Genomic DNA, 16510 nt, shown 5'->3' with positions numbered 1-16510 from the left:
GTAGATACTTACTGCTGAAATCTATTCTATGCACCACACCTTTTATCGAACAAGTAGTATTCTTGCGCTAGTCGCTATTGTCGCACTAGCGGCCTTTCGTTTTGCTAATAACGATGATTTTGTCAACGAAGTACTGGCCAAGTTTCAGGCTTACAATCTGCAACGACCCGTTGAAAAGGTCTATCTGCACACCGACCGGGACACGTATCTGACCGGAGAGACGATCTGGATGAAAGGCTATGTGTTTAACGGAAATACGCACACTGCCGACACCATCAGTAAAGTACTTTATGTAGACCTGATTGACCCTACCGCTCGCCGTGTTCGGCAGCGCCTGCAACTCCGGTCCAGCAGCAGTTACGCGCCCGGTCAGCTCTTATTGCCGGATTCGCTGGCTTCGGGAACGTACATGGTGCAAGCGTATACGAACTATATGCGCAACTTTCCGGAAACGTATTACTTCAGAAAAACGCTGACCATCCTAAAAGCCGATGGCTCAACCGCTTCGACAGCCAGCAAATCAGCTTCTTCCGACCGGCTCGACGTACAGTTTTTGCCCGAAGGGGGCCAGCTGGTTGAGGGTCTGGAAAGCCGGGTGGCGTTCAAGGCACTAGAGGCATCGGGCCGTGGCTTACCTGTAGAAGGATTTGTCTTCAATACCCGTAAAGACACGATCACGGGGCTAGCCAGTACGCAGCTTGGTGTAGGCTTTTTTACGCTGAATCCCGAAGCTGGTCAGACGTATACGGCCTTTGTTAAACGCCTTGGTAGCGGGCAGTTTACCGCTTATCCATTGCCTGACGTACAAAAGGAGGGTGTTGTGATGCAGGTCGATAACATAAGTAACAAAGACAATATCCGGGTTTATCTGCGGCACAACAAAGCTATAACGGATCCTCCTGCTACGATGACACTTTTTGCGCAGACGCGTGGTCAGGTTGTGCAGGTCGCTAAAGTGCCCTTGGCCAAGAAAGGTGCGTTGGTGCAGTTACCCAAGGCCGAATTTCCGCAGGGAATCGCCCAACTGACACTATTTGATGAAACAAGTAAACCAATCTGTGAGCGGCTAATATTCGTCAACAAAAATGAGCAGATCAATATTACGCTATCGCCAAACAAAACATCGTACAAAAATCGTGAAAAGGTAGAGCTGAGTATTTCTACCACAGGCAGCGATGGCAAGCCGGTTGCGGCAAACCTATCGCTGGCCGCCGTTGACGCTCGGTTGGCTCCGGAGATCGACTCAAATAGTGCCAGCATTGTATCGCATCTGTTACTTTCGTCGGATTTGACAGGAACGATTGAGCAACCCAGTTACTATTTCAATCCTAAAAACGAAGATCGCTGGCGGCAGTTGGATCTGCTGCTGATGACTCAGGGCTGGCGACGTTTCGTCTGGGCCGACGTGTTGGCTGGTACTATTCCTCCGGTCAAATACCCGATTGAGCAGGGCTTGTCATTAACGGGACGCGTGGTTCGTCCGAATCAGAAAGATATTGGCGGTAAAGTGAAATTGACCTTTGTACTATCCCGACGCGATAGCACGCGCGATTTCCTGACGGGTGATACGGATGAGTCAGGGTATTTTGGTGCTTACGATCTCGATTTTACCGATACCACTACGGTACTAATCCAGGGTGTAAAAGGGAAAGCTAATCGCGATTTGGCAATATCGCTTGATCAACTATTGACCCCGACGGTTACCATCACGCGCGTACCTTACAATCCATTTGAGTTCAGACGCGACGAATTGGGTGAATTTATCAAACGCACTCGGGAGTATCAGGAGATTGAAGAGCAAATCCGGCGAAACCGGGAGGTATTGCTTCAGTCGGTGACCGTGAAAGCCAAAAAGTTCAAAGAGCGAGACTCACGGGTCATTTACGGTACGCCGGATGCAAGTGTTAAGTTTGATCCGATGAATACCGCTGGTCGGATAACGATCCTCGACGTGATTCAGGGGCGTATTGCGGGTGTACAGGTAATGGGCTCTGGCCTGGGCGCGCGGGTTCAAATACGGGGAGCGGCTAATTTTGGTGGGGCGGTTGAACCGCTCTTTGTGCTGGACGGCATGCCGGTAGACATGCAAACCGCCATCAATATTCCCGTCAATGACGTTGACCAGGTGGATGTTCTGAAAGGAGCGTCGGCCAGTATTTATGGGTCACGGGGAGGGGGCGGAGTCATTTCCATTTTAACCAAGCGGGGGTCGCCAAACTACGATCTGGCGAAGGAAGCTGCGCCCGGAACGTTGGTTGCTAAACTACCCGGATACGCGCCCGTTCGTGCGTTCTACTCACCGCGTTACGACGACCAAAGTAAGAAAACGGAGCAGGAAAAGCTGAATGCTGCCCGACCCGATTATCGAACTACGCTATTCTGGTCTCCGCTTATCCAAACGAACGCGGAAGGCAAGGCAACCGTATCTTTCTTTACCTCCGATGCCAAAACGAATCTTCGGTTACGAGCCGAAGGGGCAACGATAAGTGGTATGCCGGGCATGGCGCAACATAGAATCCAGGTAGACTAACTATCTGAACGCTGAAAAAGCCGTATGCCATATCTCCAAGATATGGCATACGGCTTTTTCAGCGTTCAGCGTAATTGATAAACTTTACACAGCGCCCAGAATCTTCATATTGATCGGGTCCCAGCTAATCGCTTTCTTTTGCGCAAAGCTCATGTTGCCGCACTGTGTCGGACCACAGGCACGCAGACCGAAGGTAGCATCTTCGACGTTCGGTGCTCCTGTCCGAATCGAGTTGAAGAAATTCGCAAAGTGCTCGTAACGGTCTCCCTTGTAATCTTTGGGGAACGAATACTTAAATTCTTTCGGACCTTCCAATTCCGGACGGGAAGGATACATTTTCGCGTATTCCTTAACGAACAACTCTTTCTGATCTTTCGGGAAGTTATCGATAGACATACCCGGCGCTTTCGGGAATTTATTGCGGTGAACTGTCAGGCTGTCAAAACCAAGCGATAGATCACCTTCCGTGCCGACAATCCGAACCAGGTAATTACCACCCCCGCCATCAACGAAATTTGAGCGGGTCGTAAGGTTAAACTCGGGATGTTCCGCTGTTTTCGGATAATCGTAGATACTTAACTGAATGTCCGGCACATCGCGACCATCTTTCCAGTAGCGCGTACCTCCGCTCGAATACACGCGGGTTGGTCCTTTCGAACCCGTGATGCAATGTAGCGAGGTCAGCAGGTGGACGTACAGATCACCCGCAATGCCGGTGCCATAGTCCTGGTAATTCCGCCACCGGAAAAAACGGAGCGGGTCCCAGGGGCGTTTGGGCGCGCTACCAAGGTACGTATCCCAGTCAACGGTCTGGGGTGACGCATCGGGGGGGATAGAATATTGCCAGGCACCCATTGCGCTGTGTCGGTCGTAGATGGCTTCGGCAAAAACTAGTTCACCAATGTCACCCGCTTTCATCAGTTCACGGGCTTTGGCAATCAGCAGTGAACTGGCGAACTGGCTGCCGACCTGAAACACTTTACCGGTTTCTTTGGCCACTTTAATGAGCGTATGCCCATCTTCAAATTTTTGCACCATTGGCTTTTCGCAATACACGTGCTTGCCTTTGCGCATGGCGTCGGTCGATATTTTTTCGTGCCAGTGGTCGGTGGTACCGTTGATGATGGCGTCAACGTCTTTACGCTCTAGTATTTCCCGGTAGTCCTTGGTAACGGGCAACTGTTCGCCCCAAAGTTCGCGGGCCCGACGAAGACGACCATCATACAAATCGCAGGCTGCAACCATCTCGATACCATCGACCATCAGCGCCGTTTGCGTATCGCCAATGCCCATGCCGCCCGTACCAACGAGGGCAATTCGGATTTTGTCATTAGCCGCTGTGCTGGAGTGGCTTTTTATCAGGTCGAGGTATTGAGGGATAGGAGTAGCGTTGGGCTTCGCCAAGGCAACAGGAGAAGCGGCAGCGGCTGTACCGGCAATACCGAGGGTCTTCAGGAAAGATCGGCGGGAACTTTGCCCATTTGTCTCCGATGAAGCCGCCCGTTTGTCGTTTTTCATGCTAAAATAGATTGAGGATTTATGAAGGGTAAAACGAAGATTACGCTGACAAACAGCATCAATCCTGTTGAATGAATCGTCTGTAAAAATAAACGAAGTCTCGATTAATTTTTTAAATAATTTAATAATTAAAAAACTCGCCAAAAACACCTTGTTCACGTGGCTATACTCCGTCACTTTCGTAATCTTGCTCTTATTCCTACAAAACCCGATTATTCAATGAAATCATTCATACTGACTTGTTTGATAGTAATGGCGCTTGGTCAGAGCCTGGCGCAGCCAACTCCTTACCCGACTATCGGGCAGATTGTACGGCTCGACCCTCGACTTGATAAACTGCTACCAAAAGATGCCCGGATTGAAGTACTGGCCAGCGGCTTTATGTGGACGGAAGGACCCGTCTGGGTAAGAAATGGAAAGGCTGCCGGTGGTAATTTTTTGTTATTTTCCGATGTACCGCAGAATACGATTTATAAATGGACCGAAAAAGAAGGGGTCACACCCTTTCTAAAACCATCGGGCTATACAGGTTTAGGCGTTTACGGCGATGAACCTGGTTCCAATGGACTAACCGTTGATGCGAACGGGCGGCTCATCGCCTGTGAACACGGTGACCGGCGCGTAACGGCCATGCCACTGGATGGAGTCGGCGGGAAGCGTACCCTGGCTGACAATTATAATGGCAAACGCTTCAACAGCCCTAATGATGTCGTCGCGCATTCGAACGGGAGTTATTATTTCACCGATCCGCCGTACGGAATGCCTAAAAAAGAAAACGATCCCAGTCGCGAAATAAACGAGTTTGGCGTGTACCGGATTGGTCAGCAGGGAGTGGTGTCGATGGTCGTTAGTGATCTGACCCGGCCCAACGGTATTGCGTTGTCGCCGGATGAAAAAACGCTATATGTAGCTCAGTCAGATCCAGAACGGCCCGTTATTATGGCTTACCCCCTGCAAGCCGATGGCTCCGTTGGTAAGGGGCGGGTTGTGTTTGGTGCTGACGGGTTAAAAAAGCAAGGGTTGTCGGGCGGTTTCGACGGAATGAAAGTGGACCGCGACGGAAATATCTGGACTACCAGGCCGGGTGGCGTATTGGTTCTTTCTCCTGCGGGTGAGTTTCTGGGGCATATCAAAATTGGTGGTGCCACGGCCAACTGTGCCTGGGGTGACGATGGTTCAACGCTCTATATAACAGCGGATATGTACCTCTGCCGAGTAAAAACGTCCGCCAAAGGATGGTAAGATTTAGGGAGGAAATAGGAATGATAAAGGATGCTAAAATGACTTAGTTTACTTCAACGTTTATCATGCATAGTTCGTGATTAAAGCACTAACTTTGTATAGAGTACGTAGCTTGAAGTAAGTATATATTCTCATGTTGGAGAATCGTAAGTATGTCATTATCGGCGTTTTCTGTCTTGTCGCACTGACGTATCTGGCCCGATTGTTTTATTTGCAGGTCCTTGACGATACCTACTCGCTGGGAGCGTCGAAGAATTCGATTAAGCGAGTCATCGAAATACCCTATCGCGGACAGATTTATGACCGCAACAACAAACTGATCGTTTACAATACTCCTGTTTACGATCTGTACGTAACGCCCAAGCAGGTGCGTATTCCGGATACGGTAGCGTTTTGCCGGATGATGGACATTACTCGTTCTGACTTTGACAGTATCATGGGGCTGGCGAAGAATTACTCCCCGGTTAAACCATCGCTGTTCTTGCGTCAGCTGTCCAAGGAAGATTTTGCCCGGATTCAGGACGCGTTGGTGGATTACCGTGGTTTTGAACCTGTGATTAGCTCTATGCGAACTTACCCGGCGCATACGATGGCTAACGCGTTGGGATACGTCAGCGAAATCAGCAAAAAGAAACTCGAAGAACAGGATATTCCGTATTACCGGCAGGGCGATTATATCGGTAACAACGGTTTGGAAGAACAGTACGAAGAGCAATTGCGGGGCAAACGGGGCGTCAAATTTATGATGCAGAACGTGCGTGGGGTGAACAAAGGGTCCTGGAAGAACGGGGCTTTCGACACGCTCGCCGTTGCCGGGCAGAACCTCATTACGGGCATCGATGTAGAGGTACAGCGGTACGCCGACAGCCTGATGCAAAATAAAGTGGGAGCGGTGTTAGCCGTAGAGCCATCGACAGGGGAAATTCTGGTTTCGGTTTCAGCGCCGACTTACGACCCGAATCTCTTGTCGAGCCGTTATTTTTCAAAGAATTACCGCGCCTTAGTCAAGAATCCGTACAAGCCGCTGATCAATCGGCCTATCATGTCCAGCTACCGACCTGGATCGACGTTTAAGCTTATTCAGGCGCTGGTTGCTCAGCAACAGGGATCGCTTTTTCCAAATACGATCTACGGTCATGCTGGATCGCCGATGCGGTGTCACTGCCGGGGTGGTAACAACTTGCGCGGGGCCGTGCAAAACTCCTGTAATCCTTACTTCTACTACGTCTTTCGGAAGTTTTTGTATTTCAACGGCGAAAGCAACGTATTCAAAGCGTCGGCAATAGGCTTGCAGCAGTGGCACGATATGGTCGAAAAGTTTGGCATCGGCTCACGGCTAGGCGTTGATCTACCAAGCGAACGCAAAGGAAATCTACCAACGCCTGAGTACTACGACAAGGCGTACCGGGGTGCGTTGCGGTGGAAGTTCTCGAACGTTTACTCGCTGAGTATTGGTGAAGGTGAGTTGTTGATCAGCCCGCTTAAACTGGTCAACCTGGCGGCAACAATTGCCAACCGGGGTTGGTACATTACCCCGCATTACATTAAGGGTTTCGAAAAGGCGGGGGCTGGTGTACCCAGTGAATACCACGAACGCCATGAAACCGGTATTGACTACAAATATTACCTGCCCGTTATTGACGGAATGCGCGGAGCGGTTGCCAATGGTACCGTGACTCCGCTGGCGAATATTGCCGGGATTGATCTTTGCGGAAAAACGGGCACGTCGCAGAACGCGAAGTTCGGCCACAAGTTCGATCACTCGATTTTTATCGGGTTCGCCCCCATGAATGACCCTAAAATTGCGGTGGCTGTTTTCGTCGAAAATGCCGGATGGGGTGGTAAAGCAGCAGCATCCGTAGCGGCTTTGGTTGCTGAACGATATCTGAAACGGATAACCGAAGCAAAAAAACTCGAAGCGCAGGTGCTGGCCTCCAATTATTTGCCACCCGCCAACTTTCTGCTAACGCCGAAAAAACCGGCCCCTTCAAAAAAGGATACTGTGCAGAAGGAACCCAAGCCAGTACCGTCTAAACCATTCATGACCTCTACAAAGCCAAGGTCAACAACGGCCACAGCGACGGTGAGTGGCTATTAAATAAACGTTCGCTTTTCGAGTTTATAGAATAGCGTTAGCTGCTTCTTCTTTATAAAGTCAATAGATAAACAATACCCAAAAGTGTCTCGTAATAACGATCTATTTACTCAGGACATCGACTGGCTAACCTTAGTGCTGTACCTAGGCTGCGTCACTATGGGATGGCTCAATGTGTACGCTGCCGTTTACAGTCCTGAGGACCACACCAGTCTTTTCGATATGACGACCAATGCCGGTAAGCAGATGATGTGGATCTGTACCACGGTCATTCTGATTATCTGTATTATGGTTGTCAACCATAAGTTCTTTGATTCGTTCGCGTACTTGTTTTACGCGTTTATGATTCTAATGCTACTGCTGGTATTGGTGGCAGGAGCCAACATCAAAGGGTCACACTCCTGGATTAAGTTTGGCGCATTTCAGATCCAGCCCGCCGAATTTGCCAAGATGGCTACAGGGCTAGCACTGGCGAAATACCTGGACAATCCGGGTGTTAGTCTTACCAAACGGAAAGACCTGATGTACATCGCTGGCATTATCGTGCTGCCCTGTATTTTGATTCTGGCTTCTAATGAAACGGGTTCTACACTGGTCTTCGCTTCCTTCGCGATCATGCTTTACCGCGAAGGACTACCCGGCTGGATTCCAGCGATGGGTATTACGGCTGTGGCTTTGTTTGTACTGGCGCTCATCTTTCCTAAACTGTACATTTTTGCCGGAATCGTAGTGCTGCTGCTGCTTATTATTGCGCTGATGCCGCGTTACAACCGGACCATAAGCAACTTCATTTCAATGGGAATTGTCGGCGCTGTTATGATGGTGTTCGTGACGGGCGTGGATTTTTTTGTGAATAACGTTTTGCAAAAACACCAGCGAAACCGCATTAAAGTATTGGTCGATCCAACCATTGACCCATTGGGTGTTGGCTGGAACGTGACGCAGGCCAAGATTGCCATTGGTTCGGGACGACTTCAGGGCAAAGGGTTTTTAGAGGGTACGCAGACAAAATTTGACTTCGTACCCGAACAAAGTACTGATTTTATTTTCTGTACCATTGGCGAAGAACATGGCTTCATTGGCAGCGCCGTCGTTATTGCCTTGTTTGTTGGCTTGTTGTCGCGCATCGTGATTCTGGCCGAGAAGCAGCGCAGCAAATTTGCCCGCGTTTATGGCTACTGCGTGGCTGGAATCATCTTTTTTCACGTCCTGGTCAATATTGGAATGACCATTGGTTTGATGCCTGTGATCGGAATCCCGCTTCCGTTTTTTAGCTATGGAGGCTCATCGCTGTGGTCGTTCTCTATTCTGCTGTTTATCTTCCTCAAGCTCGATTCTCGCCGGACGGCATTGACACGACGTTGATTCTGACGAGGTTTGTCTAACGAAACAACAGCGGAGCGTACTCGTGCAGGTACTGCCGCCAGTTGATCCAGGTGTGACCGCCATCCGTTTCTTTGTACTGGTATTTGATGTTGTGTTTGTCGAGGAGAGCCAGCGTTTTCTTGTTGGCATCCATCACAAAATCGTCTTTGCCAATTTCGACCCAGAATAGCTTTTTGCCTTTGTTAAATGCCGGGTCCTGCAATGCCTTGGCGTATTTGGTTTCGGCTTCATCGATCGTTGCACCGAAAAACCCTGAGCTGAATACGCCAACGTAATCAAACAGTTCCGGGTGGCTCAGCGTGACATCCAGCGTTTGAAAACCGCCCATCGACAGCCCTGCTATAGCCCGATTTTCGCGGTTGTTCAGCGTGCGGTAGGTTTTCTCAACCTGAGGCATCACCTCTTTCAATAGTTCATCGGCGAACAAAGCCCGCATGGCTGACATGGACTGAGCCAGATCACTACCTGGCTTGTTGTTCATGGGCATACTGCCATTAGGCATCACCACGATCATGGGTTTAGCTTTGCCGGAAGCCAGCAAATTATCGAGAATAAAACCCGCACGCCCGATGGAATTCCAGCCGGAGTCGTCGTCACCTCCGCCATGCAGTAGGTAGAAAACGGGATATTTTGTCGCGCCTTTTTCGTAACCAGGTGGTGTGTAGACATGCATCCGACGCATCATTCCCAGCGATTTCGACGGGTACCATACTTCGCGGACTTCACCATGCGGCACAGACTGATTGTCTTCGAATGCGGTGGCATCACCGGGTACGGTCATTACATTTTCGAGACTACTGATACCTTGTTTGATAACCGGATTTTTGGGATCTATCGTCCGAACGCCATCAACCGTTAGGGTGTAGGTGTAATAATCCGGTTTGAGCGGCCCAATGAGAACGGACCAGACGCCCTGCTCATTTTTAGCAAGGCTAAGCGGTTTCGCTGGCGACAGAAAATCGCCGGATACTGTTACCTCGCTTGCCTTAGGTGCATAGATGCTCAAGGCAATACGTTTGTCGTTGAGTACGCGGGGTGATTGAAGCGTATCGTTCGGAGTCGGCTGCCGTTGCGGCATTTGAGCCATTACCGGCAAACTCAACGCCAGCGTTAGCAGTCCGCAGGCAGGTACGCGTAGTTGAAAAGGGAGATTCATACAGGTACAGGGAGAAAGTAGGCGTCAGACAGAAACTTCATAACAGAAAGATGAAATAAAGGAGGCTTTACTCAAAAAGTATCGCCGGAAACCAAAACCAAAGTCTATCAACCGCATAACCCTCACGAACTCATTCGAAAACGGGTCCGTGAGGGCTATCTAAAGGCTAACGTCTTTCGGCGTATTCCACCAATCAGGCCAGCACCTTGGTTAAATTTTGATAGCTGATCTGAATGTTCTCGATACCAGGTGCCATATCCTGTTCAACGAAAATGTATTTAAGTCCGGCAATACCTGCTGCGGCAAAAATGCGTTTGAAATCAACCACACCATTTCCGACTTCCGTGATCGTTTTCAGATCCGACTTGATGTCCTTGATGTGCCAAAGGGGAAAACGACCCGGTTGCCCTTTAAACAACGCCACGGGATCTTTACCCGCCTTGGTCGCCCAGGCCAGATCAAGTTCCATCTTGACGAGGTCTTTATCCGTCTGAGAAAGAATTAGTTCGTACGGTGTCTTCCCGCCCTCAACGGGATCGAACTCGGTAGCGTGGTTGTGGTAGGCGAAGCCAATACCTGCTTTCTTGGCTGCTTCGCCCGTTTTCTGGAACACCTCGATTGACTTGTTGATTTCATCCAGCGTTGCGACGGGCGTACTGGCACAGACCAGATAGCTCAGTTCTCCTTCGGCGGCATCGTCAACCAATTGCTGGTAGTTGTCCCGCAGGTTCAGCATGGTTGGCATTGGCCCATTGCCAAATGGATTGCGAGCGGGTGGCGCTCCTCCACCCGCAGCGGTCGTACTGGCCGGTGGAGTGGGGCGCGGACGAAACGGTGCTCCACCCGCGTGGTGAGCCCGCCATTTCATACCCATACCCTCAACCAGTGCTTTAAATTCTTTGACCGAATAGCCGTAGTATTTTCCGCGCATGCTGAAAGCAGATTCGACTTCTTTATAGCCTGTAGCCGCCACTTTTTCCAGTGTGCTTTTCGGGTCGTCATTCATCTGCTTGAACAGGGTGAACAGCTGGATACCAATGGGGCGGGAGAGAGTCGGATGAATAAGCTGTTCCGCTTTCGTAAGCTGAGGCAGGGCTAGACCTCCCAAAGTCAACAGGCTGGCCTGTTTCAAAAAATCTCTACGGTTTCTCATGGAGCTAAACGGGTATAATGAGTGCTGCTGCAATGGACTATTATACAGAAAGAAAAAGCCCGATGAAACTAATCATCGGGCGAAAAATAATTGGGGAAATAATGGGTTTCTAACCTTCCTGCTTGGCAAATTCGCCACTGGCTTTTATCTCAACTTCGTCGCTAACAACAACGGATGGGATGGTGCCAACACCGAAATCAGTACGCTTCAGGCTACCGCCAATTTTAAAACCTACTTTTTCCTGCTCTTTACCACCCTGACCTTTCATTTTCACGGGGCCGACCATCGTAACGTCGAGGGTAACCGGCTTAGTGACTCCGTGCATCGTCAGGTTGCCCGTAGCTGCGTATTTTTTGCCATCTACTTTCTTGAACGAGGTGCTCTTGAAGGTCAGCGTCGGGTATTTAGCTGCATCGAAAAAATCAGGGCTTTTCAGGTGATTGTCCCGACGTTCGTTGTCGGTATTAATGCTGTTCACATCGGCGGTCAGCTCCAGGACTGCGTCCGAAAGGTCAGGCTTTGCGGACGTAACTTTGGCATCAAATGTTTTGAAATTGCCATCGACTTCGGCCAGCAGGTTGTGGGTAACGGTGAAGCCAACGCGCGAATGGGCTTTGTCGACCGTCCAGGTCTGAGCCAACGAAACGCCCGAGGCAAGCAGGCAAGCAGCAAATACGGTAAGTGTTTTCATGATTTAATAAATTTAACGAACTCAATTTTACTAGGATGGGAACGCATACTCGCAAATTGAACGGTTAAGAAAAGAAGTAATTGTCTGATAAGCAAAACTACTTGCTTAAAAGTAACCCCAATCCGTTGTTAAATTCAGAAAAATACTAGGCAGATTTCTGTAGCCTCTCGAAAAGCATTCGAAACCATACCGAAAACGTTTCTGGAGCCGCTTCTATTTCGCGGGCGAGTGCGTCAGGAGTGACCCAGCGAACCGCATACACTTCGTCTGGATTAAACGGAACTGGTCCTTCGTACTGACCCGTAAAGACGTGATCCAGTTCATGTTCAGTCAGGCCATTGGGTAGCTGGGCGTGGTACTGAAAGCTGAACAAAGGCTGCAAATCGGTCCGGAAACCCATTTCTTCGTACAGCCGCTGGTTTGCCTGAGCCGCAGTGTTATCTGGCTGGCTGGGGTGACCACAGCAGGAATTCGACCATAAACCGCCGGAGTGATACTTCTCAAAAGCGCGTTGCTGAAGTAAATAGTCCCCCTGTTCGTTAAAAACAAGCACAGAGAAAGCGCGGTGAAGATCGCCCGATTCATGGACCGACAACTTTTCGGCGGTTCCAAGTACATTGTCCTGTTCGTTAACAAGCAGGACTGTGGGCGAAGCGGGGGTGTTTGTCATAAATGAGTAGAATGGAGCGATAGAGTTTCGTTTTATCAACGGTCAAGTAAGCATTGTAGTTTGTGTGTCTTACCGGAAAGTGAAATTTGACTTAATATCTGCATAGCGGGTAGCCTTCCGACAGACCGTTAATAAACTCCTAGTTGCCGGATCAATCGGCGATGGTTGTTCTGAAAAGCAATCTGGGTTAGCGCGACGACGATCGGTTTACGAGTAGTACTCCTACCAGAATGATAGCAAGCGATGTGAGTTGCCGACTCGTTATGGTTTCATTAGCCAATGCCCAGCCCAACAGGACGGCTACCACGGGGTTGACGTAGGCGTAGGTGCCGACTACCGCTGGCGGACGCACCTGAAGAAGCCACAAGTAGGACAAATAAGCGACAACCGAGCCAAAAATAACGGCGTACGTCAACGCTACCCACGAGCGAACGGTTACCTGAGTGATGGTAAAGCCTGTCCATTCGCCTAATCCTGCGCTCACGAAAAGGCAAAACAAACCGGCGGCCAGCAGTTGGACGGCTGCGTTTAAAATTGTTGAACCAGGTGCTTTGCGGTACCGCGAATACAGCGAGCCTACGGCCCAGGATATGGTACCTACCAGTATGACCGCTATACTTGGCCAGTACATCGCTGCTTTTGCAGGTGCGACAAGAGCAGCCGGATCTTCACTAAACAACAGCAAAATGCCACTAAAGCCAAGCAGTAGCCCAACGAGTCGCAGTTTTGCTGTGCGGTATGATGCCCACTGTGGACGGTCTAGCACCACAAACCAGAGCGGTAAAGTCGTCACCAGAATGGCCGCCAACCCGGTTGGTAAATACTGTTCGGCCCAAATGACAGAACCCGTACCACCGCCCAGCATCAATACACCGGCAATAGCATTGCGGGAGAATGCCAACCGGGTGACCGCCTGCTCTCTTCGAAACAGACACCAGCTGTAGAGCAAACCACCCGCCGAAAGAAAGCGGAGCGACGCCATCAGAAAAGGCGGGAGACTCTCCAGACCGATCAGGGCCGCCAGATACGTTGATCCCCAAATCAGGTAGATGGCTGCGAACGCCAATACGACGGTCCAGGTTGTCGGTAAAGTGCGCGATTGCGTTAATGTTGTCATACCAGTTCAAAGATAAAGCATCCGCATCCGGGTTGGTCATTGACAACGGGACCGTTTTATGAAATCGATAAACTGGACGACTTTCCGTAGAGGTGTCCTTGTATAACTACCCCGGATTTTTGGCGAATCTATTCGACTACAGAAACTTCCAGTTCAAGCCGTCATTTAAGGGGTTCGTCTCTAAACGGATTGACCAGCAGGGCTTTGGCTAGTAGTATTGGCCTTGTCAATAGGTCGTTAAAATCCTTTCTTATGGCTTACAAAAATAAACTGCTTTGCAACAAAATAACCAGACAGGACATTCGCTTCGTGCAGACAGCCGCGGACACCGATGGACAGCTTCTGGAAATGGAATCGACGTACTACGCGGGATCGAAAGAACCGACAGCACACTACCATCCTTACCAGGTCGAGGACTTCGAGGTGTTGACGGGCGAGCTTACCGTGAAGATAAGCGACCAGTTGAAATTGCTGAAAAAAGGCGATACGCTGCACATTCCAATGAACACTGTACACGCCATGTGGAACGCGTCCAATGGTAAGACAGTCGTGAACTGGCAGGTCCGACCGGCAATGGACACGGAATACCTGCTCGAAACGGCCAACGGTCTTGCCCAGACTGGTAAAGTAACGGCCAGCGGAATGCCACCGCTGTTGCAAACGGCGCTACTGGCTAACCGGTTTGCAAGCGTCTTCCGTATCGCCAGGCCGCTGTTTTTTGTGCAGAAAATCTTGTTTACGTTGCTGACGCCGTTTGCCTATCTGGCTGGTTATAAGCCCACGTACAAAGAATATCTCGACTAAAAAGAAACCTTTGGAGCTAATTATTTACCCATCCATTTTTTGAAGTCGGCAGCCCGTTCGCGGCTCACCAGTACCTCATCGTCGGCGGCTGGCTTGAGCACTAGCTTTAGCTTGTTGTTGAAATACGGGTGGATCTGCTGAATGGTATTTATCTGAACGATATACTGGCGATTGGCGCGAAAAAACTGGGTTGGATCAAGCATTTTTTCCAATTCGTCGAGCGGATAATCGAGCGAATATTTCTGATTGCTGTGGGTGCGGAATAGACTGACCCCTTCTTCGGAATAGAAATACGCAATGTCACTAACTTCAATTGGAACCCACTGTTGTCGGTGCTTTACTAGAAAGCGACGGCGGTAATCGGCGGGCTGTATTTGTTGCCGAAGTTGCTGCACCAGCGCGTCGATGTCCATCACGTTTATATCGCTTGGTTTAGGTTCAACGGGTTCCCCGTTGTCGGCTACCGTACGCTTGTATTTCGTCAGACTGGCTTCCAGTTCGTGCCGTTTGATGGGTTTGAGCAAATAATCGATGCTGTTGACCTTGAAAGCCCGTAGCGCGTATTCGTCGTAGGAAGTCGTAAAAATGACGGGTGCGCTCACCGTAGTCTGCTCAAAAATTTCAAAGCTTTGTCCGTCGGCCAGCTCAATGTCCATCAGAATCAGATCCGGCGCTGATGGCTGACCGGGACCGTTGGCGTTGAGCCAGGCTACCGACGAGCGCACACTGGCTGATGTACCAACAATATTGATCGTAGGATCGACATCCAGCAAAAGCTTGGTCAGTTTGCGAACGGCGAGTTCTTCATCTTCAATTAGAAATACGTTCATAGGGGCACTGTTAAAAAAGAGTAGGGTCTGCTTCGGGCTTATTACAAGATGATAAAGCTACTACTTATCCGAGGAATCACCGAGTCAACGTAAACAAGTTAGCTGTCGGGCTAGGGGTTAGCTGTCACAACGTTTCCCTGCGACTGGGTTAACCGGACTAAAGGAATACAGACGGTAAATTGCTTGCCGTCGTCTTCGATAAGCGGGCGCGGCAAACCGAGATCGTCAAATCGACTCGATAGCTTGCTTAGACCACCTTGCTGAGTAGCTACGGTCAGTTTCTTGCGCTGAAGCCGATTGCTTACCAGTAGATGGCCGTCGTTCGTGACCGTAATGCGCAGGGTTAGCGGTTGCTCGACCAGTAGGAGATTATGCCGTAACGCGTTTTCGATTAGCGTTTGAAGCGTAAGCGGAGGAATTGATAGATCCAGAAATTGTTTGTCAACCTGGATATCCCAGCGAATGGCGTTGCCAAATCGAGTGTTCAGAAGGTGTTGATAAGCCGTCAAGAAGGTTAGTTCGTCCTGTAACGTTACGACGGTGCGCTGCCCCGCTTGAAGTAAATACCGATAGACGCTCGACAATTCGTCAAGAAAAATACTGGCCTTATCCCGATCTTCGGTGATGAGCGCTGACAACGAGTTAAGGCTATTAAACAGAAAATGCGGGTTTACCTGATTTTTAAGCCGGTCGTACTGTTGCTGAATGCTTACTTTTTTGAGTGCTTCGGTTTCCTGTAAAGCTTCACGGTATTTCTGGACGTAATAAATAACCTCGTAGACCGTACCAACCAGAATGACCCATACCAGTCCTACGGTTATAAATTTGCCATATACGTACACGTTGATTGGAATGCTACTTACGCCCGTTACGTCGGACAACCCGATAATTAAGGCTTGGGCAGAGGCTGTTATCACAAAGTAACCACCGAACGTAAGGATGACTCGCCGACGGGTCCGATTGATCGATGAATAGCGCCGACGGATGTACAACAGCCAGTACAGGATTACTTGCCAGATCAAGGTTGCATAGCCGATCCCAACCGCAGACCAGATAACGTATTGCTGCCAGTCATACTCTTTCTCCGGTAGTGAAAGCAGGTTCGCGAGCAGCACTGCCAGCGGAATGGCAAACCGACGGAGCCATTTATCGTTGGGACGTTCCACGGACGAGCGTGGTGGAGCAGAATAGGAAATCACAATTCAGGTAAAGTTGCTGTTTTCTCGATCTATCAGGCAGGTAGCCCCTAAGGAGTTGACAATCAAAAGTAAAAGCCCACTCGCCTTAGAGGAATGGAGAGTGGGCTTATGTGATCAAT

The 16510-nt window shown here is 49.8% G+C and carries 13 protein-coding genes; 5 read left to right on the top strand and 8 right to left on the bottom strand.

Annotation, left to right across the window (positions count from 1 at the left end; genetic code table 11):
• The first annotated feature begins 28 nt into the window (after window positions 1-28).
• Window positions 29-2530, top strand: a complete 2502-nt coding sequence (locus tag LQ777_RS20090) for a TonB-dependent receptor plug domain-containing protein (RefSeq protein WP_232559727.1) — start codon at window positions 29-31, stop codon at window positions 2528-2530.
• An 84-nt stretch (window positions 2531-2614) separates the two neighbouring features.
• Here LQ777_RS20090 and LQ777_RS20085 read toward each other — a convergent pair whose 3' ends face one another.
• A complete protein-coding gene (locus LQ777_RS20085) occupies window positions 2615-4048 on the bottom strand; it encodes a Gfo/Idh/MocA family protein (protein WP_232559726.1) in 1434 nt (477 codons plus the stop codon).
• Between the two features lie 219 nt (window positions 4049-4267).
• Here LQ777_RS20085 and LQ777_RS20080 point away from each other — a divergent pair, with 219 nt between their 5' ends.
• The 3 genes from LQ777_RS20080 (at window position 4268) to rodA (ending at window position 8750) form a co-directional block, all read left to right on the top strand.
• A complete protein-coding gene (locus tag LQ777_RS20080) occupies window positions 4268-5290 on the top strand; it encodes an SMP-30/gluconolactonase/LRE family protein (protein WP_232559725.1) in 1023 nt (340 codons plus the stop codon).
• Between the two features lie 133 nt (window positions 5291-5423).
• On the top strand, window positions 5424-7388 hold the full coding sequence (locus LQ777_RS20075) for a penicillin-binding transpeptidase domain-containing protein (RefSeq protein ID WP_232559724.1): 1965 nt from the start codon (window positions 5424-5426) through the stop codon (window positions 7386-7388).
• Window positions 7389-7469: 81 nt separating this feature from the next.
• On the top strand, window positions 7470-8750 hold the full coding sequence (gene rodA / locus LQ777_RS20070) for a rod shape-determining protein RodA (RefSeq protein WP_232559723.1): 1281 nt from the start codon (window positions 7470-7472) through the stop codon (window positions 8748-8750).
• 16 nt (window positions 8751-8766) lie between these two features.
• Here the strand turns inward: rodA and LQ777_RS20065 are convergent, their stop codons facing one another.
• The 5 genes from LQ777_RS20065 to LQ777_RS20045 all read right to left on the bottom strand — a co-directional run bounded on the left by LQ777_RS20065 (window position 8767) and on the right by LQ777_RS20045 (window position 13558).
• Window positions 8767-9927, bottom strand: a complete 1161-nt coding sequence (locus LQ777_RS20065) for an esterase (RefSeq protein ID WP_232559722.1) — start codon at window positions 9925-9927, stop codon at window positions 8767-8769.
• Window positions 9928-10120: 193 nt separating this feature from the next.
• The gene (locus LQ777_RS20060) at window positions 10121-11080 is read right to left on the bottom strand and encodes a sugar phosphate isomerase/epimerase family protein (protein WP_232559721.1); all 960 of its coding nucleotides are present in this window, start codon (window positions 11078-11080) and stop codon (window positions 10121-10123) included.
• A 109-nt stretch (window positions 11081-11189) separates the two neighbouring features.
• Complete coding sequence (locus LQ777_RS20055; RefSeq protein WP_232559720.1) at window positions 11190-11771, bottom strand: YceI family protein; 582 nt, start codon at window positions 11769-11771, stop codon at window positions 11190-11192.
• Between the two features lie 145 nt (window positions 11772-11916).
• Window positions 11917-12441 (bottom strand): isopentenyl-diphosphate Delta-isomerase, encoded by a 525-nt coding sequence (gene idi, locus LQ777_RS20050; RefSeq protein ID WP_232559719.1) that lies wholly within the window; start codon window positions 12439-12441, stop codon window positions 11917-11919.
• Between the two features lie 187 nt (window positions 12442-12628).
• On the bottom strand, window positions 12629-13558 hold the full coding sequence (locus tag LQ777_RS20045) for an EamA family transporter (protein ID WP_232559718.1): 930 nt from the start codon (window positions 13556-13558) through the stop codon (window positions 12629-12631).
• Window positions 13559-13810: 252 nt separating this feature from the next.
• Here LQ777_RS20045 and LQ777_RS20040 point away from each other — a divergent pair, with 252 nt between their 5' ends.
• Window positions 13811-14362 (top strand): cupin domain-containing protein, encoded by a 552-nt coding sequence (locus LQ777_RS20040; RefSeq protein ID WP_232559717.1) that lies wholly within the window; start codon window positions 13811-13813, stop codon window positions 14360-14362.
• Window positions 14363-14382: 20 nt separating this feature from the next.
• Here LQ777_RS20040 and LQ777_RS20035 read toward each other — a convergent pair whose 3' ends face one another.
• Together LQ777_RS20035 and LQ777_RS20030 are read right to left on the bottom strand one after the other, a co-directional pair.
• Window positions 14383-15192 carry a LytR/AlgR family response regulator transcription factor gene (locus tag LQ777_RS20035; protein ID WP_232559716.1) on the bottom strand — a complete coding sequence of 270 codons (810 nt, stop codon included), beginning with the start codon at window positions 15190-15192 and terminating at the stop codon, window positions 14383-14385.
• 110 nt (window positions 15193-15302) lie between these two features.
• Complete coding sequence (locus LQ777_RS20030) at window positions 15303-16391, bottom strand: histidine kinase (protein ID WP_232559715.1); 1089 nt, start codon at window positions 16389-16391, stop codon at window positions 15303-15305.
• Window positions 16392-16510 lie beyond the last annotated feature (119 nt).

It is taken from the genome of Spirosoma oryzicola (assembly GCF_021233055.1).
Taxonomy (GTDB): domain Bacteria; phylum Bacteroidota; class Bacteroidia; order Cytophagales; family Spirosomataceae; genus Spirosoma; species Spirosoma oryzicola.
This window is presented reverse-complemented; position numbering and strand designations above follow the sequence as displayed.